Genomic DNA, 20,723 nt, shown 5'->3' on the forward strand with positions numbered 1-20,723 from the left:
AACTTTTTTAGACAGGATATAGAATGTTTCTGCCTAAAAACATAGTTTAGTAACACGAAACTTTTTGTTGCTTTTCCCGATTATAATCCTTAATTTGCGCCTCGTTAAATTTGAGATATGAAAAGCATATCCTTTCGTTACTAACTAATTTATGAAATACCATGAAAGTATATCAAACCAATGAAATTAAAAACATTGCCCTTCTCGGTAATGATGGCGCAGGTAAAACCACCCTCACAGAGGCTTTACTCTATGAGAGTGGTATTATAAAACGTCGCGGCAGAATTACTGCCAAAAATACGGTAAGCGATTATTTCCCGGTAGAACAAGAATATGGTTACTCGGTTTTTTCTACGGTTTATCATGTAGAGTGGAACGGTAAAAAACTGAACATTATCGACTGTCCGGGAAGTGACGATTTTGTGGGAGCGGCTATTACGGCGCTGAACGTTACGGATACTGCCATTTTGTTGCTTAACGGTCAGTATGGTCCGGAAGTCGGTACTCAAAATCATTTCCGATATACAGAGAAATTGGGTAAACCGGTTATTTTCCTTGTTAACCAGTTGGATAGCGAGAAGTGTGACTTCGATAATGTGCTTGAACGGTTAAAAGAAAATTACGGTTCTAAAGTTGTTCCGGTTCAGTATCCGCTGGCTACGGGTCCGGACTTCAATTCATTGATTGATGTACTTTTGATGAAAAAATATTCATGGGGTCCTGAAGGAGGTGCTCCTACCATCGAACCGGTTCCGGAAGAGGAAATGGAAAAAGCACAGGCTTGGCATAAAGTGCTTGTTGAAGCTGCTGCCGAACACGATGAAACGCTGATGGAGAAATTCTTCGAATCAGAATCGCTTACCGAAGATGAAATGCGCGAAGGAATCCGTAAAGGGCTGGCTGCGCGCGGTATGTTCCCCGTATTCTGCGTGTGTGCAGGTAAGGATATGGGTGTTCGCCGGTTGATGGAATTTTTAGGCAATGTGGTTCCGTTTGTCGATGAAATGCCTACGGTTTTCAATACACGCGGTATCCCCGTTCCGCCTGATGCCAACGGACCTACTTCGCTGTATTTCTTCAAAACAGCGGTTGAACCGCATATCGGCGATGTTCAGTATTTCAAGGTGATGAGTGGAACTGTTCACGAAGGGGACGATTTGACTAATGCCGACAGAGGTTCGAAGGAACGCATGGCACAGCTTTATGTATGCGCCGGAGCTAATCGTGAAAAAGTAGACGAACTGCGTGCCGGAGACATCGGTTGTACAGTGAAGCTGAAAGACGTAAAAACAGGAAATACCCTGAACGGAAAAGATTGCGACAACCGTTTCAACTTTATTAAATATCCTAACTCGAAATATACTCGCGCAATCAAACCTGTCAATGAAGCCGATACGGAAAAGATGATGGCGGTATTGAACCGTATGCGTGAGGAAGACCCGACGTGGGTAGTAGAACAATCAAAAGAACTGAAGCAGATTTTAGTTCACGGACAGGGAGAATTCCACTTGCGTACTTTGAAATGGCGTTTGGAAAACAATGAAAAGTTGCAAGTACAGTTCTATGAACCCAAAATCCCTTATCGTGAAACAATTACCAAAGCAGCACGTGCAGACTATCGTCATAAGAAACAGTCGGGAGGTGCAGGACAGTTCGGCGAAGTTCATCTTATTGTAGAACCTTACTACGAAGGAATGCCCGCTCCGGAAGTATATAAGTTTAACGGACAGGAATTTAAGATGAACGTAAAAAGTACCGAAACCATTGATTTGGAATGGGGCGGCAAGTTGGTATTTGTTAACAGTGTAGTAGGTGGAGCCATTGATACACGCTTTATGCCGGCTATCCTGAAAGGTATTATGAGCCGCATGGAGCAAGGTCCGCTTACCGGTTCGTATGCCCGCGATGTTCGCGTAATCGTTTACGACGGAAAGATGCACCCCGTAGACTCTAACGAAATTTCGTTTATGCTGGCAGGTCGTCATGCTTTCAGTGATGCCTTTAAAAACGCAGGACCGAAGATTCTGGAACCGATTTACGATGTGGAAGTGTTCTGTCCGAGCGACAAGTTGGGCGATGTAATGAGCGATATGCAAGGACGCCGAGGCATGATTATGGGTATGAGCAGCGAAAAAGGCTATGAAAAGCTGGTTGCAAAAGTTCCGTTGAAAGAAATGTCTAATTATTCAACGTCATTAAGCTCACTCACAGGAGGCCGTGCATCTTTCATTATGAAATTTGCCAGCTACGAACTTGTTCCGGCAGACGTTCAGGCTAAACTGATAAAAGAGTTTGAAGAACAAGAAAAAGAAGAAGCATGATTTAGAAAAATTATATCTGTCAGATTAGTTTGAGAAAAAGGTATTGTCGTACGCAGTCAAACGGCAATACCTTTATTTGCTATATATAGAGCTGGCATTTGAAAGAATAAGAGCGTGTCAATTTGTGGTCAGGACAGAACATATCTTGTTTAACCGATCTTAAACAAATGCGCCATTCTTTTGCTTTTGTTTAATTTTTTATTATTTTTGCACGAAAACAAGGCTGTGAGGACTTTTAAGTTTGTAAAATCTAATGTTAGAAGGAATATTCAGTTAATATTAGAAAATCGTGGATTAAAACTTGTTAAGTCCGGTATCAGTTAGGAATTAGGCTGTTAATTTTGCCTGCATGAAAAAGTCTACTATTTGGATATTAGGAATTGTAATGGGACTGTCTTTTCTCAGTTTGCTTTACTTGCAAGTGAGTTATATTGAAGAGATGGTCAAAATGCGGCGTGGACAGTTCGAAGAGAATGTAAACCGTAGTTTAGGAAAGGCTGTACATAATCTGGAACTGGTAGAAACAAAGAAGTATTTAGAGAAAGACGTGGCTGCTCAAGAAAGAGCAATGCAACTGTCACAACAGTTGGAACAGCAGAGTAACAATCGGGTGATTGAACACCGGCAATATACCGTAACTTCTCCCGACGGAACAATGCTCTCTTCTTTCGAAATGAAAACAGTAACCAACAGCCGTCCTTCTAACGTGCCGAAAGTAACATTTTCGACAGGGAAAAATATAGCACAGACTTCACGTGCCTTGCAAGAGATTCTGAAAGAGCGTTATGTGTACCAACGCGCGTTGCTCGATGAAGTCGTATATAACATTCTTTATACAGCAAGCGATAAGCCCTTGAAAGAACGCATTAACTTTAAGCAGTTAGACCATTTCCTGAAATCGGAACTGTTTAATAACGGGATAGACCTTCCTTATCATTTCTCGGTGACCGACCGCGATGGAAAAGAAGTATACCGCTGTTCGGATTACATTTATAATGATGAAAAGGTTTATTCACGTTTGCTGTTCGAAAAAGACCCACCGGCAAAAATGGGGTTTGTGAACATCTTCTTTCCCACGATGGATGATTATATCTTCAGCTCGGTTCGGTTTATGATTCCGTCTTTGATTTTTACATTGGTGTTATTGGTAACGTTTATCTTTACCATTTATATTATTTTCCGTCAGAAGAAGCTGACCGAAATAAAAAACGATTTCATTAATAACATGACACATGAGTTTAAGACTCCTATATCTACAATATCTTTGGCAGCTCAGATGTTGAACGACCCCGCTGTGGCAAAGTCGCCGGTGATGTTTAAACACATTTCGGGCGTGATAAATGACGAAACAAAACGTTTGCGCTTTCAGGTAGAAAAAGTATTGCAGATGTCAATGTTTGAACGGCAGAGTGTGACCCTGAAGAAAAAAGAAGTCGATGCCAATGAGTTGATAAATGGGGTGGTAAATACATTCCGTTTGAAAGTTGAAAAATGCGGAGGAACACTTGAAGCTGAACTAAATGCCGAAGATCCTGTTATCTTTGTAGACGAAATGCATTTTACAAACGTTATATTTAATTTGCTGGATAACGCGGTAAAATACAAAAAGCCGGAGGGTGATATAGCCTTGAAGGTGAAAACATGGAATGAATCAGGCAAACTGTACATAAGTATAGAAGATAACGGAATCGGTATCAAGAAAGAAAACCTGAAAAAGATATTTGATAAGTTCTACCGTGTTCATACCGGAAACCGTCACGATGTGAAAGGATTCGGACTTGGACTGGCGTATGTGAAGAAAATCATTACAGACCACAAAGGTACGATTCGCGCCGAGAGTGAGCTGAATGTAGGAACTAAGTTTATTATTGTATTACCTTTATTTAAAGACGAATAGTATGGACGAAAAATTACGTATTTTATTATGCGAAGACGATGAAAATCTTGGCATGTTATTGAGAGAATATTTGCAGGCAAAGGGATATGCTGCCGACCTTTGTCCGGATGGGGAAGTGGGCTATAAAACTTTCTTGAAGAACAAATATGATTTGTGTGTGCTTGATGTAATGATGCCGCGCAAAGACGGCTTTACGCTGGCTCAGGAAATCCGTCAGGCAAATGCGGAAATTCCTATTATTTTCCTGACGGCAAAAACGCTGAAAGAAGATATTCTGGAAGGTTTTAAAATCGGTGCAGACGATTACATCACGAAACCATTCAGTATGGAAGAGCTGACTTTCCGTATCGAAGCTATTTTGCGCCGTGTACGTGGAAAACGGAACAAGGAAAGCAACATTTATAAGATAGGACGTTTCACGTTTGATACACAAAAACAGATTCTTTCTATCGGCGATAAGCAGACCAAGTTGACAACAAAAGAATCAGAATTGTTAGGACTGTTGTGTGCACATGCAAACGAAATCTTGCAGCGCGACTTTGCCTTGAAAACCATTTGGATTGACGACAATTACTTCAATGCAAGAAGTATGGATGTGTATATCACTAAACTGCGTAAGCATTTGAAAGAAGATGATTCAATCGAAATCATCAATATTCACGGAAAGGGATATAAGTTGATTACTCCCGAAGAATAATGGATTTCTGGCTGCAAGCGGAAATAAAAAAGCCCGGTACACGAACATACCGGGCTTTTTTATTGCTCTGAAACTTTACTTGATAAGTTACTCTGTAATGCGTTTGTTGATAATGATATGAGCAAGTAATCCGACAACAACTAATAACAGCGATGTGCCCAACGTTGTATTGTCATTAACATTACCATTAACGAAGCAGAGGATCAGGATGATTGCACCCACTATCACCAAAATCACTCCTAAATTCTTTAACAAGGTTTTCATGTGTGTTTTCTATTTTATGGTTTAATTTATTCATTATTACAAATTAAAGCATAATTCTTTAATGAACGAAATTATTTCATGAAAAAAACAGAATATTAAGCAAATATCTTTCTTCTGAAACGATCTTCTGTAAGAGTCTGCTTAAAATTTCCGGCTAAATTTCAAGGGGAGGAGGCATAAACTCCTCCGTCTGCCATGAAAAAATGCGACATCGGCTTTATTGTTTCAATCCGGTGCGTCGCCCGATATGATTCGGGAGGATTGTTCGTTTATGCCGCTTGCTCAAACGTTGTGCGCCTTGTTTGGAAGCCTGAAAACACTACCCGAAAGGCGGGTCGGTTCTATGGGTAGAACCGGGCAACTCATCCGTTAGAAATGACCAACACTAACGGTAGCGTTTGGACCGGCATAACAGAAGGGATTTTCTCCCCTGTGTTTCCGCAAACAAGAGGCATTATGGAGTTCCGGTGTCCGACATAAAGCCGGGTGGAGTGAAACAAGTACGGATAAAAATACTTAATCGGAAAATTTAAACAGGCTCTAAGTTTTATTCTTTTGTGTTGGTAAATATTTTGCGTAGAACTTCTTGGCTGACTTTCAGTTCTTCAATCGTTAATCCGTGTAACGCCTCCCGCAGGGTTTTGTTGGCAATGTGGCGCGCTTTCCCCTCCAGTCCTTTCCCTTTTTGGGTCAAATGGATTTTGTTGGTACGCCGGTCTTTGGGATTTGCCGTGCGCACCACCAACTGTTGGCGTTCCATGTTGTCAATAAGTCGAGTCATGCTCGGCTTGTCTTTAAACGTGGCATTACATAACTCTTGCTGGGGAACGCCATCTTTTTCCCATAAATAAAGTAAAACAGTCCATTGTTCAGGGGTAATGTCAAGTCCGTTTTGGCGGAAGTTACGGTTTAGTTTTCGGTTGATAGCAGCAGAGACCTTGCCATTAAGGATGGCGAAAATAAGCTGTATGTCGAAATTGAATTGTTCAATCATTAGTCTTTGTCATTTAAATAATTACAAAGATACATATCTTTCATAAAAGCCCCCTTGTTTTAAGATTCTTTTTGCATAAAAAGTGGATAAAGGTTTGTTTGTTAGAGAAAAAGTCGTACCTTTGCGCCGCAAATAAAATTTTAATATTAATAATTTAATTAACGAATAAGTATGAATCAATACGAAACCGTTTTCATTTTAACTCCCGTTTTGTCTGACGCTCAGATGAAGGAAGCGGTAGAGAAGTTCAAAGCAATCCTGACTCAGGAAGGTGCTGAGATCATCAATGAAGAAAACTGGGGATTGAAGAAGTTGGCTTATCCTATCCAGAAGAAAACTACCGGTTTTTATCAACTGATTGAGTTTAAGGCAGAACCGTCTGTTATTGCAAAATTGGAAGTAAACTTCCGTCGTGACGAACGTGTAATCCGTTTCTTGACATTCAGAATGGATAAGTACGCTGCAGAATATGCTGCTAAGAGAAGAAATGTAAAATCAACTAAAAAGGAGGAAAACTAATCATGGCACAGCAACAATCAGAAATCAGATATTTAACTCCGCCCTCAGTAGACGTTAAAAAGAAGAAATACTGCCGTTTTAAAAAGAACGGTATCAAGTATATCGATTATAAAGATCCTGAATTCTTGAAGAAATTCTTGAATGAACAAGGAAAAATCCTTCCGCGCCGTATTACCGGTACTTCATTGAAGTTCCAACGTCGTATTGCGCAAGCTGTGAAGAGAGCACGTCACTTGGCGTTGCTGCCTTACGTAACTGATATGATGAAATAATTAAAGGAGGAATAAGAGTATGGAAATTATTTTGAAAGAAGACGTAGTTAACTTGGGCTACAAGAATGATATTGTAACCGTTAAGTCTGGTTATGGTCGTAACTATCTTATTCCGACGGGAAAAGCAGTTATCGCATCTCCGGCTGCCAAGAAAATGTTGGCTGAAGAATTGAAGCAACGCGCACACAAGTTGGAAAAAATTAAGAAAGATGCTGAAGCAGTGGCTGAATCACTGAAAGGCGTTTCTTTGAAAATTGCTACCAAAGTTAGTGCAACAGGCGTTATCTATGGTTCTGTAAGCAATATCCAAATTGCTGACGAATTGGCTAAATTGGGTCACAACATCGATCGTAAGATTATCGTTGTGAAAGGTCAAGTGAAGGAAGTTGGTCAATACACCGCAACCGTTAAACTTCATAAGGAAGTTTCTGTTGAAATTCCGTTTGAAGTTGTTGCAGAAGAAGCTTAATTTGCTATCTGTAAATACTTGATAAAAAATCCCGATCGGAAATCATATTTCGGTCGGGATTCTTTTTTTGTCTCTATGTGCAGGTGAAATCTGGATCTGAATCTTTTATGTGATGAATGGAGATAACGTTTGCCGGTTGCCGGTTCTTGGTTTGTTTTATTCAATCAGGGGGAGACGTACGGACATAAAAAAAGTCTGGCAGTGCTTTCGCACCCAGACTTTCAATTCTCTCTAATGTTCGTTAGATTATTCAGCTACAACAGCAGAGTCAGTAGCTGCTGAATCAACAACTGCTGCTGAGTCAGTTGCAACCGGAGCAACTTCTTCTACAGTAGTTGCAGTTGAATCTACGTTAGCTTCAGTGTTAGCTGCTTGGTTACCGCAAGATGCGAAAGAAATAGCAGCAAATGCTACGAACAAAAATACTAATTTTTTCATTTTCTTTGCTTTTTTAAATCTGTAATACTTATGTTGTTCTCTTAAAACGTTGCAAAGATACAGACTTTTAGAATACGTTGTTCTTTTAAAGCCTACTTTTTTTCAAAAAAATATGTTTTTAAATATAAATTTCTTTATCTCTGCCGTTTGGACGCAAGTAAATGCGTATGTAAAGCCGTATAGGGCGGTTTGTTGACGGATGGTTTTGTGGCATGGATAAAAGGATTATTTAATAATTATTGAGTATTAATGCAGGGAGTAGGTGCTTAACGCGGGAGAATCCGATAAAAATGTGTAACTTTGTAGCATCTACCAATCGAGACTAAAATTATATATGATAGATACAAATGTTTTTCAGGATAAAAAAGCTGTTTATTACACTTTAGGATGTAAACTGAATTTCGCAGAAACTTCTTCTATCGGAAAGACTTTGAAAGAAGCCGGTATCCGTACCGTTCGAAAAGGAGAAAAAGCTGATATTTGCGTGATAAATACTTGTTCGGTTACCGAAGTGGCAGATAAGAAATGCAGGCAGGCGATTCATCGTTTGTCGAAGGAACATCCCGGAGCGTTCATCGTTGTAACAGGATGTTATGCCCAGTTGAAACCGGAACAGATTGCTGATATAGAAGGGGTAGACCTTGTATTGGGGGCAGAACAGAAAGGGGAGTTGATTAATTATTTGGGCGATTTGAAGAAACGTGAACACGGAGAGGCTGTGACGACTGTTACTAAAGATATCCGTGCCTTTTCTCCGTCGTGTTCCCGCGGAGACCGTACGCGCTATTTCTTGAAAGTGCAAGATGGTTGTGACTATTTCTGCTCATACTGTACGATACCTTTCGCACGCGGAAGAAGCCGTAACGGAAAGATTGAAGACCTTGTGGCTCAGGCGCGTCAGAGTGCGCTTGAAGGAGGAAAGGAGATTGTGCTTACCGGAGTAAACATTGGCGATTTCGGAAAAAGTACAGGCGAGAATTTTTATGATTTGGTAAAGGCACTCGATGAAGTAGAAGGCATTGAGCGTTTCCGCATATCATCTATTGAACCCAATTTGTTGACGGACGAAATTATCGGATACGTTGCCCGTTCAAAGCGGTTTATGCCTCATTTCCATATCCCTTTGCAGTCCGGATGCGATGAAGTGCTGAAGTTGATGCGCCGGCGATACGATACGGCTTTGTTTGCTTCTAAAATCCATAAAATAAAAGAATTAATTCCCGATGCCTTTATCGGTGTGGATGTTATTGTGGGTACGCGCGGTGAAATACCTGAATATTTTGACCGTGCTTACGAGTTTATAAAGAGTCTGGACGTTACTCAGCTCCACGTGTTCAGCTATTCCGAACGTCCCGGAACACAAGCCCTGAATATTGATTATGTGGTTTCGGCGGATGAAAAACATCGCAGAAGCCAGCAGCTTTTGGCGCTTTCGGAAGAAAAGACGCGGGCTTTCTATGCGCGTCATATCGGGAAAGAAGCTGTGGTATTGATGGAGAAATCGAAAGCCGGAGTTCCGATGCATGGTTTTACGGACAATTATATCCGGGTAGAACTGCCGCACGATGATTCGCTCGATAATCAGTTGGTGCGTGTGCGGTTAGGAGAGTTTAATGAAGAAGGTACGGCACTGAAAGGAACAATTCTGGCATGAAAAAAGTATCGGTAGTCATATTAAATTGGAATGGGGCTGACATGCTTCGTCGTTTCTTGCCCTCGGTATTAGCTTGCTCACAGGCAGAAGGGGTAGAGGTCTGTGTGGCAGATAACGGTTCGACGGACGATTCTTGCGAAATTATCAAATGGGAGTTTCCCGATGTGCGGCTGATTCGTTTGGCAGAAAACTATGGTTTTGCCGAAGGATATAACAAGGCTTTGAAGCAGGTGGAGGCAGAGTATGTGGTTCTGCTGAATAGCGATGTCGAGGTTACTCCGGATTGGCTCACTCCAATGGTCGATTACATGGATACCCACCCCGATGTGGCTGCCTGTCAGCCTAAAATATTAAGTTATCATGAGCGGAATAGCTTTGAATATGCTGGTGCGGCAGGCGGATTTATAGACTGTTACGGCTATCCGTTTTGCCGGGGACGTATCTTTGAATCGGTGGAGGAAGATAGAGGGCAGTATGACAAGGTTGTTTCTGTTTTTTGGGCAACGGGGGCTGCGTTACTGATTCGGCTGAAAGTTTATCAGGAAGTGGGCGGGCTGGACGGACGTTTCTTTGCCCACATGGAGGAGATAGACCTTTGTTGGCGTTTGCGCAGTCGCGGTCACAATGTGGTTTGCTTGCCTTCAAGTAGCGTATATCACGTAGGGGGAGCCACGCTGAAAAAGGATAACCCGCACAAAACGTTCTTGAATTTTCGCAATAACTTGCTGATGCTCTACAAAAATTTGCCCGAAAAAGAACTTCGTCGGGTGATGTGCGTGCGCGCCTGTTTAGATTATGTAGCGGCCGCTTTTTTCTTTCTGAAGGCCGATTTTCATAATGCTCATGCTGTAATCGAAGCGCGTAAGGAGTACCTCCGTTTGCGCCCGCAGTTCGTTGACGACCGGCGTAAGAACCTTGCTTCTACGCAGTTGACAGACATCCCCGAACGTTTTCGTTTCAGTATCTTGTGGCAGGCAAAAGTGCGCGGACGCAAGGTCTTTACAGCATTGTTCCGTTGATGTGGAAGCCGGAATACAGCGTTGACTCAAACTTTATCCGGCTTTTTCGGTAGCTTGAAAACACTAACGGTTAGACCGATTGGTTCTATGGGTAGAAACGGTGAGTTCTACCGCTTAGGATGACCGACACTAACGGTAGTGTTTGAGAGCTTTATCCGGCGATGTTTTCTTGGATATATGCTTCTATTTTATCTGTTTCATCGGGGTGGAACCATGCGATGTCTGCATCGCGCTTAAACCATGTCATTTGTTTGCGTGAATAAATGCGCGAGTTTTGCTTGATTTTTTCGATGGCGAACGGTAGCGTCCATGTTCCGTCGAGGTAATTAAATATTTCTTTATATCCCACGGTGTTCAGCGAATTCAGGTGGCGATACGGATAAACGCTCCGCGCTTCTTCTACTAATCCTTCGTCTATCATTTGGTCTACCCGCCGGTTGATTCGTTCGTACAATTCTTCACGGTCTCGCTTCAAGCCTATTTTCAGTATGTGGAACGGGCGTTTTTTGTTACTGCGTGTGCGGAACGACGTATACGTTTTTCCGGTCATGTAGCAAATTTCCAAAGCATGAACCACCCGCTTCGGATTCTTTAAATCTACGATGTTGTAATATTCAGGGTCAAGCAGTTTCAGTTCGGCGCATAATCGTTCCAGCCCTTCCGTTTCGTAGCGGTGAATCATCAGTTCGCGTGTTTCCCTGTCTACGGTAGGGATGTCGTCTATGCCCTTACATACGGCATCGACGTACATCATCGAGCCTCCGGTGAGTAAAACAACGGGATGGATTTGGAAAAGCTGATTTAATGTGTTTAACACATCAGCTTCGTATTGGGCTGCGCTGTAATAATCGGTAAGTTGCAGTGTTCCCACGAAATGATGGCGCACGCGCTCCAGTTGTTCTCTGGTAGGAGCTGCTGTTCCTATTTTCAAGTCCGCATAAAGTTGCCGCGAGTCGGCAGAGATGATTTCTGTGTGGTAATTCTCAGCTATTTTCAAACTGAGTTCCGTTTTCCCGACACCTGTCGGGCCGATTAGTACGATAAGTGTGGGAGTTTGCATAGAGAATGATTAAAAAAGAAGCACGAATTACACATGAATACGCAGCTTGGTCTTTATCCTGTCGCTTAGCTTTGTGTAATTCGTGCCGTGTTAAAGGGATGTTTTAATATTTATCTTCGTCGTAAGGATTACCTCCTTCATTCATGTCGAACCCTTCGGGGTCGAAGTCTTCCAAATCAAATTCTTGGTCACCGTAAAAGTTTTCATCAAGGTCGAGTGCAGCATTCGTATTCATTTGCTCATCGAAATCAATGGTTTGCTGGGGTGCTTCTCCCTCTTTCCGTGAACAAACAGCCTTGTCTAAGTCTTTACCTGTGATGATTTCTGATAATTCGATGAAGAACACACGTTCTGCCAGCGGGTCGAATACGTATAACAGTTTTTGTTTTTCGTCCTCAAGTAGTTCGCTCAAGCGAGTGTCGCGCATTACGTATGTATCTTCTTCCGAGCTTCCTCCGCCCATGTCCTCCAGTGTGACTTCTGTTTCTTTTTCCCAATCGTCGTCGCAGATGAAAAAAGAAGTCATTTGGTCGTCTTTATAGCCGACAGATTTCAATATCGCTTCGTGTAGATCGTAAAACGAAGCATCAGAGTCGATTTTTATTTCTCTAAAGAAACCATCGACTTCGTCTGATATGATTCTAAACTTATATACCATTGTTACTTTTGTTTTAGTCGTTTATTGACGAGGTAAAGTTACAAAAATCTTTTCAGCGTATGATTCCTCGCTGTGAATTTTCAACAAACGAAATGATATATTCTATTTCTTTGCTCATAGGTATTTCGTTTCGGATTTGCTCTAACGCATCGCTTACTATTTTTCCGCTGTTGTAGATGATGCGGTAAGCGTTATGGATATTTTCAATCAGCTCGTTTGAAAATTCCCTGCGTCGCAATCCTACAATATTGATGCCGCAGTAGGCTATCGGGTCTCGTCCGGCGATGATGAAAGGCGGAATGTCTTTGCTGAAACGGCATCCTCCTTGAATCATTACGTAGCCTCCCACGTGACAGAACTGGTGCATTAATACGCCTCCGCTGACGATGGCGTTGTCATCAACTATAACTTCTCCTGCTATTTTGGTTGCATTTCCGATGATACAGTTGCTTCCTACGTGTGTGTCGTGAGCCACGTGTACCCCTTCCATCAGTAAGTTATTGTTTCCTACAATGGTTTTTCCTTTCGATGCAGTTCCCCGGTTGATTGTTACGTTTTCGCGGATGGTGTTATTGTCTCCTATTTCGGCGGTTGTTTCTTCCCCCCTGAATTTCAGGTCTTGCGGAATGGCTCCAATGACTGCTCCCGGAAAAATGCGGTTTCCGTTGCCGATTCGTGCGCCGTATAAAATATTCGCGTTCGGCATAATAACATTGTTATCTCCGATAACCACATTTTTATCGATGAAAACGAACGGACCTATTTCCACATTTTCTCCTATTTGGGCTTCAGGATGTATGTATGCTAACGGACTTATCATAGCTGTATATTAAGAATAAACAAAGAAATTGCATCAAAATATTGTAGTTGTAAATCGGTTGATATTGTTGTGTTCAAGCGGTTGTTTCTTATTTTGATGCAAATCTTCATTATATATTATTTGTTTTTTACGATTTGTGCCATAAATTCGGCTTCACAGACAATTTTTTCTCCTACGAATACGTATCCTTTCATAGTAGATATGCCACGTCGGATAGGAGCTGTTAACTCAACACGGAAGATTAATGTGTCTCCCGGAACTACTTTCTGACGGAACTTCACGTTGTCTATTTTCAGGAAATAGGTGGAATATCTTTCCGGTTCGTCAACAGAGTTGAGAACCAATAGTCCGCCTACTTGTGCCATAGCTTCTATTTGAAGTACACCCGGCATGACCGGTTCTTGAGGGAAATGTCCTTGAAAGAACGGTTCATTGGATGTAACGTTTTTCACTCCCACGATATGGTTTGCCCCGATAGCGATTACTTTGTCGACCAACTGGAATGGATAGCGGTGAGGAAGTAACTCACGAATGCGGTTTACATCCATCAAGGGCTTTTCGTTGCTGTTATAAATCGGTGCCTGTATTTCGTGTAAACGGATTTCTTTTCTTAGCTGGCGCGCAAACTTATTATTGATTGTATGTCCCGGACGGGTAGCAATGATACGTCCCTTTATAGGTTTCCCTGTCAGTGCAAGGTCGCCAATAATATCAAGCAATTTATGACGTGCCGGTTCGTTGGGCCATACCAAAGGGATATGGTTTATATATCCCAGATGGCTTGCATCCATGTGTGGAACACCCATTACATCTGCAAGTTTGTCGAAGTTATCTTGCGTCATTTGTTTTTCGTAGATAACGATAGCGTTATCTAAATCGCCTCCTTTGATAAGTCCGGCATTTAATAGCGGTTCAATTTCACGGACGAAAACGAATGTACGTGCCGATGCGATTTCATTTGGAAAGTCATTCATGTTTTCCAAAGTCGCGTATTGATTATTCAATATGTTCGAGTCGTAGGAAATCAATACATTGAGGCTGAACTTATCGTCTGGCAATACAATGATGGAAGAACCGGTTTCTTCGTCGCGGAATTCAATTTTCGACTTGATGATATAATAGTCTTTCGGAGCGGCTTGTTCTTCGATGCCAACACGTTTTATACATTCTACATACGCTTTTGCACTGCCGTCCAAAATTGGGAATTCAGGTCCGTTTACTTGAATAAGACAGTTGTCGATACCTGCTGCATAGAGTGCAGCTAAAGCATGTTCAACGGTACTGACTTTCACCCCGTTTTTCCCTAAAACAGTACCACGTGTCGTATCTACAACGTTTTCTGCCACGGCATCCAATATAGGTTGGTCATCGAGGTCTATGCGTTGTATTTTATACCCGTGATGCTCTGGGGCAGGATTGAATGTAACAGTCAATTTGACTCCTGTATGAAGTCCCTTGCCGTTCAAGGAAAAACTGCCTTTTAAGGTTTGTTGTTTCAACATGGGTTTATTTATTAAGTTGTTTTTTCAGTTCTTCTATTTCTCTTTTTAGGCATCCCAATTCGGTATACATATCCGGCAATTTCTTGTAAATTACAGCCGAACGTGCGAATTGTTTGGGGTCAATAGCGGGATATCCCATCAGCGTAGTTCCCGACTTTGTGTTTCCCGGTATACCCGATTGTGCCCCCACTGTTACATGGTCGCCTATTGTTATGTGTCCTGCTACTCCTACTTGTCCGGCAAAAGTACATCGCTCTCCGATCTTTGTAGAACCGGCAATTCCTACTTGTGATGCCATGACAGTATGACTGCCTACTTCTACGTTATGTGCTATTTGAATCAGATTATCCAACTTAACTCCTTTACGGATGATGGTGGCACCCATTGTAGCGCGGTCAACGCAGGTGTTTGCTCCTATTTCTACGTCATCCTCCAGAATAGCGATTCCTATCTGGGGGATTTTTTCATAGCCATTTTCAGTAGGAGCAAACCCGAATCCGTCAGCACCTATCACCGAACCGGCATGAAGGATGCAATTATTCCCTACGCGGCAGTCATGATATATCGTAACGTTCGGATAAAGAATCGTATTGGCTCCCACTTTTGCGTTACACCCTACGGTTACGTGCGGATGGATGTAGGTATTGTCTCCAATCTCGGCACCTTCTTCAATACATGCAAAAGCTCCAATGTATACATTGTTACCTATCTTGGCGTTTGTTGCCACCGAAGCTAAGGGGTCAATACCTTGTTTTTTAGGCAGGCTCGCTTCGTACAGCATCATAAGTTTTGCCAGACTTTCGTACGCATTGTCCACTTTGATAAGAGTGGCTTTTATTTCATGCTCCGGCTCAAAATCTTTATTTACCAGTACAATGGAGGATTGCGTATTATAAATATAATGAGTGTATTTGGGGTTGGAGAGAAAAGACAATGCACCTGCAATGCCTTCTTCTATTTTGGCAAAAGTGTGTACCGTTGCGTTTTCGTCTCCAATAATGGTTCCGTGGATGTATTCCGCAATTTGTTTAGCTGAGAACTCCATAATATTTTTTTGTTCTTTTATTCCTTTTGTTCCTTTATACCTTTTGGTTAATAACTGCCTAAATTGGCATACTCATCAGATAATTATGCAAATTACGTGTTTTTTTTTCAGAAATCCGTGAAAAATGTCATTTTTTTCTCCTTGCACGCTTGAAAATCTTTGAACAGACGGCTTTTCCGGTTAGAAAATGCCTTTGAGTTGTTCCTCCATTTGGAGTTGGACTTTGTGAGCTTCTTCTCCGGCAGCTTTGGCGAAATTTTCGGTTTTGTCTGCATAGATGATCGCACGGCTGGAGTTGACGATAAGTCCACACTCGCTATTCATGCCGTATTTGCAGACTTCTTCCAAAGACCCTCCTTGTGCTCCGACACCCGGTACCAACAAGAAATGGTTAGGTACGATTTTGCGAATATCTTCAAACATCCGTCCTTGAGTTGCACCTACTACATACATCATGTTCTGGTCGTTTGCCCATTCTTGTGATTTGCGTAATACTTTTTCAAAAAGTCGTTCTCCGTTAGTATCGGTAGTTAATTGAAAGTCGTGAGAACCTTTGTTTGATGTCAGTGCCAATAAGATAACCCATTTGCCTTCATAAGTAAGAAACGGTGTTACGCTGTCTTCTCCCATATATGGGGCAACGGTCACTGAATCAATGTCCAGTTCTTCGAAGAATGTGCGGGCATACATGGCAGAGGTATTTCCGATGTCTCCACGCTTGGCATCTGCGATGATGAATTGGTCCGGATAGTTTTTCTTGATGTAATCCACTGTCTTTTCGAATGCTATCCAGCCTTTTACACCCATGCTTTCATAAAAGGCGAGGTTCGGTTTGTAAGCTATACAGTAAGGAGCGGTAGCGTCAATGATGGCTTTGTTGAAAGCAAAGATAGGGTCTTCCTCGTTTAGCAGGTGTTCCGGGATTTTCTTGATGTCAGTGTCCAGTCCTACACAAAGGAATGATTTCTTGCGTCTGATGTTTTCAAAAAGTTCTTGTTTGTTCATATTTCTGTATTTTAATTGTTTTTTATAAATAGATAGCCTGATAAGTTGACCGAAGTGTGCCCTTCGTTGGCAAACCGTGTGACGTTTATATAGGTTGAAATAAATAAGTGTTCGTTTAATTTGCACTTGATTCGCTGCGGAGGCGTATCCTCACGAGGATACTTGTCGGCAAGAGAGCCGAGTGCCTTTAAATCCAGATAAACCGTGTCTGTAATGCCCTTGTCTTTATCGTTGACAGGCACGGGCAGTATACCATCCGATATATTCTTGTTGGATATATCCTCTATCTGGGAAACCTCTATAAAGTGGCCATATCCTTTCGGAATCTCAATGGTAGTTTTTGCAGACGTTCGTTGTTCTATCAGGATGTCTTTGTCCGCATTCGTTGTCAGAACTGCGTCAATTCGTTCTGAGAATAAGTCGCTGAGGCTTTCCTCGCCAAAATAACTGTGCAGGTACATTATTTTGTCATTGATTGAGCGAGCTTTTTCCGGGGGGAGTGTGTTGACCCATGCCGTGTACTCTTTTTCGGAGAGCGGCATATCATAAGCATGTAATTTCAGCTCTTTCAAAATATCATTGCGGAGCGTATTACGGGTGATGCTGCTGTAATTAACCGGCAGTACGGAGGTTAGAAGGAAAATAACCGCAAACGATATGGGAATCCAGTTGATGCGTTTTGCCTTCGTGATAAACAGTCCGATGCAGACCATGTAACACCATGCGTTGAATGTTATCAGGTAAAGACGGTTTATCGTGATGCCGTAATCGTTGAAACGGCGGGCAATGCCTATCGTCATCAGTATCAGCAGCGGAAGTATCAGTACAGGAAGGTAACGCGCTATGCGGTTATCTGCCTTCTTTACATTTGCCATTCGCGACGGGTAAAGCCCGAACTCAACGGCAATACATCCTGCCATCAGCGTTGTAACGAGCCATGAAACCCACCCGATGGGTAGCTCCCATTTTACCAATATGCGGGCAGCATAAATGTAAAGTACGATAAGATAACCGCTTAACAGCGGGATAAACAGGTAATGGATAACCGTATTCAGAAAACTTTTCGACAAGGGGGTACGGTCATGTTTGGCTGCTCCTTGGGGTAGTAGTCCCAAGAAAAGGAATATGGCAAGCAAAATATTACATACCACGGTAATGTAGATATACCATTTCGAGTCGATGTTCCAGTCGAATAGTTGATGGAGAGAAAAGACCAGCAAGTTGATTCCTCCGCTCATGATGCTGCCTATCGCACAAGCTGTTACGAAGTATGTGAGGCTCGACAGGGTGAAGTTCCAGCTGGCTATGTCGTTTTTTTCCTTCGTAAACGACAGGAAGAATGTTGAAATCCCTAAGGCGAATATGCCGGCTCCGTGGGCAATCGTGATTTCGGTAAGCGACTCTTCGGGCGAAAGGTAATACAGAAATACGGAATCGGCGATTAATAAAACGTGGGCGACGGCTTGGGTAATGATTCGCGCAGACGTTTTTTTTATTTCCTCACACCACAGGTGGAGAGTTAGCGAAAGCAGTGTTCCGATAGAGAGGTAGTAGGCTATGATAAAAAACAGCCGCTCTTCTTTTTCTATTGTTACCCAATAAATTAAATATCCGGTAAGGGCTATCGCAAAACATACGGTAATCGGAAAACGTTTCAAGCAATTTTGAAACGCTTCGGTTAATGTGGAAAATGTTTTTGTCAGAAAAGTTCTTACCATGATATTTATTCAGATACTGTTACAATTCGCTTTCTTTTAATCTTTCTGCGTTTTCGGCTACTATCAAGTGGTCGATACAGTCTTGAATATCTCCGTCCATAAAGGCAGCCAAGTTATAGATGGTGTAATTGATGCGGTGGTCGGTGATACGTCCTTGTGGGTAATTGTAAGTGCGTATCTTTGCCGAGCGGTCTCCCGTGCTCACCATCGTTTTCCGTTTCGAAGCAATGTCGTCGATGTACTTCTGATGCTCCTTGTCATAGATAAATGTACGCAGGCGCGACAAAGCACGTTCTTTGTTTTTGGGTTGGTCGCGGGTTTCGGTACATTCGATGAGGATTTCTTCCACTACTCCCGTATTCGGATTCTTCCAGTTGTAGCGCAGGCGCACGCCCGATTCTACTTTATTTACGTTCTGTCCGCCGGCTCCGCCGCTTCGGAATGTGTCCCACTTTATTTCTCCCTCATTGATTTCCACGTCAAAGGGTTCGGCTTCGGGCAGGACGGCTACCGATGCCGCAGAGGTGTGTACGCGCCCCTGCGTTTCCGTGGCAGGTACACGCTGTACGCGGTGAACGCCCGATTCGTATTTCAACGTTCCGTAAACCTTTTCACCTGTAACCGAACAGATGATTTCTTTAAATCCGCCGGCAGCTCCCTCGTTGGCGCTCGAAACTTCCAATTTCCAGCCCTTCGATTCGCAATACTTTGAATACATACGGAATAAGTCGCCGGCAAAAATGGCAGCCTCGTCGCCCCCTGTTCCTCCGCGTATTTCAAGAATGGCATTGCGGTCATCTTGCGGGTCGGCAGGAACAAGCAACAGTTTGATTTCCTCTTCCAGTTCGGGGATGCGTGCTTCGCAGGTAGCCGCTTCTTCGCGTGCCATTTCCTTCATTTCGGGGTCGCTTTCTGCCATCATCATCTTGGCTTCTTCCAGCCCGTTCAGGCATTGCAGGTATTCTTTGCGTGCCTCCATGATGTCGCCCAGCTCTTTATACTCTTTGGTCAGCTTTACGTACCGCTTTTGGTCGGCAATCACCGAAGGGTCGGTAATGAGTGTCGAAACTTCCTCGAAGCGCGAAACCAGTCCGTCTAACTTTTCTAATAATGTATTGTTGTCTGTCATTGTTTTGAAGATTTTAAGTTTGTGGGCAAGTCAGTCGTTTGAAGCCCACAAACTTAAACAGAATATTAATATTTAAATTCGCCGAATTCGCTGCGGATAATCAGTTCCTTATGGTCGCTTTCCTCAATGCGTCCGATGATTTGCGCATCGATGTTAAACGATTTGCTGATGGCGATGACTTCTTCGGCATGTTCGGGCGATAAGTACACTTCCAAGCGGTGACCCATGTTGAACACTTTGTACATTTCGTCCCAGTCAGTTCCGCTCTGTTCTTTGATGGTGCGGAACAACGGAGGTACGGGGAACAGGTTGTCTTTGATTACGCGGCAGTTGTCTCCCACGAAGTGAAGCACTTTGGTCTGTGCGCCGCCCGAACAGTGCACCATGCCGTGAATCTGCGGTCGCAGCGCATCCAGCAATTTTTTTACCACAGGGGCATACGTGCGGGTAGGAGACAGTACCAGTTTTCCGGCATCAAGCGGTGAGCCTTCCACAGCGTCGGTCAGCTTTAACTGTCCGCTGTAAACCAGTTCTTCGGGTACGGCATGGTCGTAACTTTCCGGATATTTTTCGGCAAGATATTTGGCGAATACATCATGACGTGCGCTGGTCAGACCGTTGCTGCCCATGCCGCCGTTATACTCTTTTTCGTAAGTGGCTTGTCCGTACGAAGCCAATCCCACGATAACGTCGCCCGGACGGATGTTGGCATTATCAATCACATCGCTGCGCTTCATGCGACAGGTTACCGTACTGTCGACGATGATGGTACGTACCAAGTCGCCCACATCGGCAGTTTCACCTCCCGTGGCATAAACGCCCACGCCCATTTCGCGCAGTTCGGCAAGGAGTTCGTCTGTGCCGTTGATGATGGCAGAGATAACCTCGCCCGGAACCAACAGCTTGTTGCGTCCGATGGTAGACGAAACCAAGATATTATCCACTGCTCCCACGCAGAGCAAATCGTCGATATTCATAATCAGCGCATCCTGAGCGATGCCTTTCCACACCGACAGGTCGCCGGTTTCTTTCCAGTAAAGGTAAGCTAACGAAGACTTCGTGCCCGCTCCGTCGGCGTGCATGATGTTACAGTACTCAGGGTCTCCGCCCAAAATGTCGGGGATAATTTTGCAGAATGCTTTCGGAAAAATACCCTTGTCAATATTCTTAATGGCGTTATGTACATCTTCTTTTGATGCGGAAACGCCGCGTTGCATGTATCGTTGGTTGCTCATGAGTATA

20 protein-coding genes are annotated in these 20,723 nt (G+C 43.1%); 8 read left to right on the plus strand and 12 right to left on the minus strand.

Annotated features, from left to right (window positions below):
• The first annotated feature begins 161 nt into the window (after window positions 1–161).
• The 3 genes from M3085_RS11075 (at window position 162) to M3085_RS11085 (ending at window position 4,915) form a co-directional block, all read left to right on the plus strand.
• Window positions 162–2,321, plus strand: a complete 2,160-nt coding sequence (locus M3085_RS11075) for an elongation factor G (protein ID WP_178257431.1) — start codon at window positions 162–164, stop codon at window positions 2,319–2,321.
• Between the two features lie 349 nt (window positions 2,322–2,670).
• Window positions 2,671–4,218: a sensor histidine kinase gene (locus M3085_RS11080; protein WP_178257432.1), complete on the plus strand. Its 1,548-nt coding sequence runs from the start codon at window positions 2,671–2,673 to the stop codon at window positions 4,216–4,218.
• Window position 4,219: 1 nt separating this feature from the next.
• The gene (locus tag M3085_RS11085) at window positions 4,220–4,915 is read left to right on the plus strand and encodes a response regulator transcription factor (RefSeq protein WP_178257433.1); all 696 of its coding nucleotides are present in this window, start codon (window positions 4,220–4,222) and stop codon (window positions 4,913–4,915) included.
• 87 nt (window positions 4,916–5,002) lie between these two features.
• On the opposite strand, the gene M3085_RS11090 is transcribed toward M3085_RS11085, so the two are convergent.
• Together M3085_RS11090 and M3085_RS11095 are read right to left on the minus strand one after the other, a co-directional pair.
• Window positions 5,003–5,179 (minus strand): hypothetical protein, encoded by a 177-nt coding sequence (locus M3085_RS11090; RefSeq protein WP_178257434.1) that lies wholly within the window; start codon window positions 5,177–5,179, stop codon window positions 5,003–5,005.
• 547 nt (window positions 5,180–5,726) lie between these two features.
• Window positions 5,727–6,173 (minus strand): MarR family winged helix-turn-helix transcriptional regulator, encoded by a 447-nt coding sequence (locus tag M3085_RS11095; protein WP_178257435.1) that lies wholly within the window; start codon window positions 6,171–6,173, stop codon window positions 5,727–5,729.
• A 171-nt stretch (window positions 6,174–6,344) separates the two neighbouring features.
• On the opposite strand from M3085_RS11095, the gene rpsF reads away from it, so the two are divergent.
• The 3 genes from rpsF to rplI are packed head-to-tail and all read left to right on the plus strand — an operon-like array spanning window position 6,345 to window position 7,433.
• Complete coding sequence (gene rpsF / locus M3085_RS11100; protein ID WP_178257436.1) at window positions 6,345–6,692, plus strand: 30S ribosomal protein S6; 348 nt, start codon at window positions 6,345–6,347, stop codon at window positions 6,690–6,692.
• Window positions 6,693–6,694: 2 nt separating this feature from the next.
• Window positions 6,695–6,964 (plus strand): 30S ribosomal protein S18, encoded by a 270-nt coding sequence (rpsR, locus tag M3085_RS11105; protein ID WP_191710081.1) that lies wholly within the window; start codon window positions 6,695–6,697, stop codon window positions 6,962–6,964.
• 19 nt (window positions 6,965–6,983) lie between these two features.
• On the plus strand, window positions 6,984–7,433 hold the full coding sequence (rplI, locus tag M3085_RS11110; protein WP_191710082.1) for a 50S ribosomal protein L9: 450 nt from the start codon (window positions 6,984–6,986) through the stop codon (window positions 7,431–7,433).
• Window positions 7,434–7,679: 246 nt separating this feature from the next.
• Here rplI and M3085_RS11115 read toward each other — a convergent pair whose 3' ends face one another.
• A complete protein-coding gene (locus M3085_RS11115) occupies window positions 7,680–7,871 on the minus strand; it encodes a hypothetical protein (RefSeq protein ID WP_178257672.1) in 192 nt (63 codons plus the stop codon).
• A gap of 334 nt (window positions 7,872–8,205) precedes the next feature.
• Here M3085_RS11115 and mtaB point away from each other — a divergent pair, with 334 nt between their 5' ends.
• Together mtaB and M3085_RS11125 are read left to right on the plus strand one after the other, a co-directional pair.
• A complete protein-coding gene (mtaB, locus tag M3085_RS11120; RefSeq protein WP_249053015.1) occupies window positions 8,206–9,525 on the plus strand; it encodes a tRNA (N(6)-L-threonylcarbamoyladenosine(37)-C(2))-methylthiotransferase MtaB in 1,320 nt (439 codons plus the stop codon).
• Window positions 9,522–10,544: a glycosyltransferase family 2 protein gene (locus M3085_RS11125; protein ID WP_178257670.1), complete on the plus strand. Its 1,023-nt coding sequence runs from the start codon at window positions 9,522–9,524 to the stop codon at window positions 10,542–10,544. Before mtaB ends, M3085_RS11125 begins: the two co-directional genes overlap by 4 nt.
• Before the next feature lie 151 nt (window positions 10,545–10,695).
• Here M3085_RS11125 and miaA read toward each other — a convergent pair whose 3' ends face one another.
• The 9 genes from miaA to M3085_RS11170 all read right to left on the minus strand — a co-directional run bounded on the left by miaA (window position 10,696) and on the right by M3085_RS11170 (window position 20,716).
• A complete protein-coding gene (gene miaA, locus M3085_RS11130; protein ID WP_191710084.1) occupies window positions 10,696–11,604 on the minus strand; it encodes a tRNA (adenosine(37)-N6)-dimethylallyltransferase MiaA in 909 nt (302 codons plus the stop codon).
• A gap of 103 nt (window positions 11,605–11,707) precedes the next feature.
• Complete coding sequence (locus M3085_RS11135) at window positions 11,708–12,262, minus strand: IS1096 element passenger TnpR family protein (RefSeq protein WP_178257668.1); 555 nt, start codon at window positions 12,260–12,262, stop codon at window positions 11,708–11,710.
• 52 nt (window positions 12,263–12,314) lie between these two features.
• Complete coding sequence (lpxA, locus tag M3085_RS11140; RefSeq protein WP_178257667.1) at window positions 12,315–13,082, minus strand: acyl-ACP--UDP-N-acetylglucosamine O-acyltransferase; 768 nt, start codon at window positions 13,080–13,082, stop codon at window positions 12,315–12,317.
• A 116-nt stretch (window positions 13,083–13,198) separates the two neighbouring features.
• Window positions 13,199–14,584 carry a bifunctional UDP-3-O-[3-hydroxymyristoyl] N-acetylglucosamine deacetylase/3-hydroxyacyl-ACP dehydratase gene (locus tag M3085_RS11145; RefSeq protein ID WP_249053016.1) on the minus strand — a complete coding sequence of 462 codons (1,386 nt, stop codon included), beginning with the start codon at window positions 14,582–14,584 and terminating at the stop codon, window positions 13,199–13,201.
• A gap of 4 nt (window positions 14,585–14,588) precedes the next feature.
• A complete protein-coding gene (gene lpxD, locus M3085_RS11150; protein WP_191710086.1) occupies window positions 14,589–15,629 on the minus strand; it encodes a UDP-3-O-(3-hydroxymyristoyl)glucosamine N-acyltransferase in 1,041 nt (346 codons plus the stop codon).
• Between the two features lie 180 nt (window positions 15,630–15,809).
• Entirely contained in the window at window positions 15,810–16,634 is an 825-nt protein-coding gene (gene pyrF, locus M3085_RS11155) for an orotidine-5'-phosphate decarboxylase (protein ID WP_191710087.1), read from the minus strand.
• A gap of 11 nt (window positions 16,635–16,645) precedes the next feature.
• Window positions 16,646–18,352, minus strand: a complete 1,707-nt coding sequence (locus tag M3085_RS11160) for a DUF4153 domain-containing protein (RefSeq protein ID WP_249053017.1) — start codon at window positions 18,350–18,352, stop codon at window positions 16,646–16,648.
• Window positions 18,353–18,371: 19 nt separating this feature from the next.
• Window positions 18,372–19,481, minus strand: coding sequence for a peptide chain release factor 1 (gene prfA, locus M3085_RS11165; RefSeq protein ID WP_249053018.1), 1,110 nt, complete (start codon window positions 19,479–19,481; stop codon window positions 18,372–18,374).
• A gap of 65 nt (window positions 19,482–19,546) precedes the next feature.
• Window positions 19,547–20,716 carry an AIR synthase-related protein gene (locus tag M3085_RS11170; RefSeq protein ID WP_178257661.1) on the minus strand — a complete coding sequence of 390 codons (1,170 nt, stop codon included), beginning with the start codon at window positions 20,714–20,716 and terminating at the stop codon, window positions 19,547–19,549.
• Window positions 20,717–20,723 lie beyond the last annotated feature (7 nt).

The organism is Bacteroides caecicola, from assembly GCF_023337095.1.
GTDB lineage: Bacteria > Bacteroidota > Bacteroidia > Bacteroidales > Bacteroidaceae > Phocaeicola > Phocaeicola gallinarum.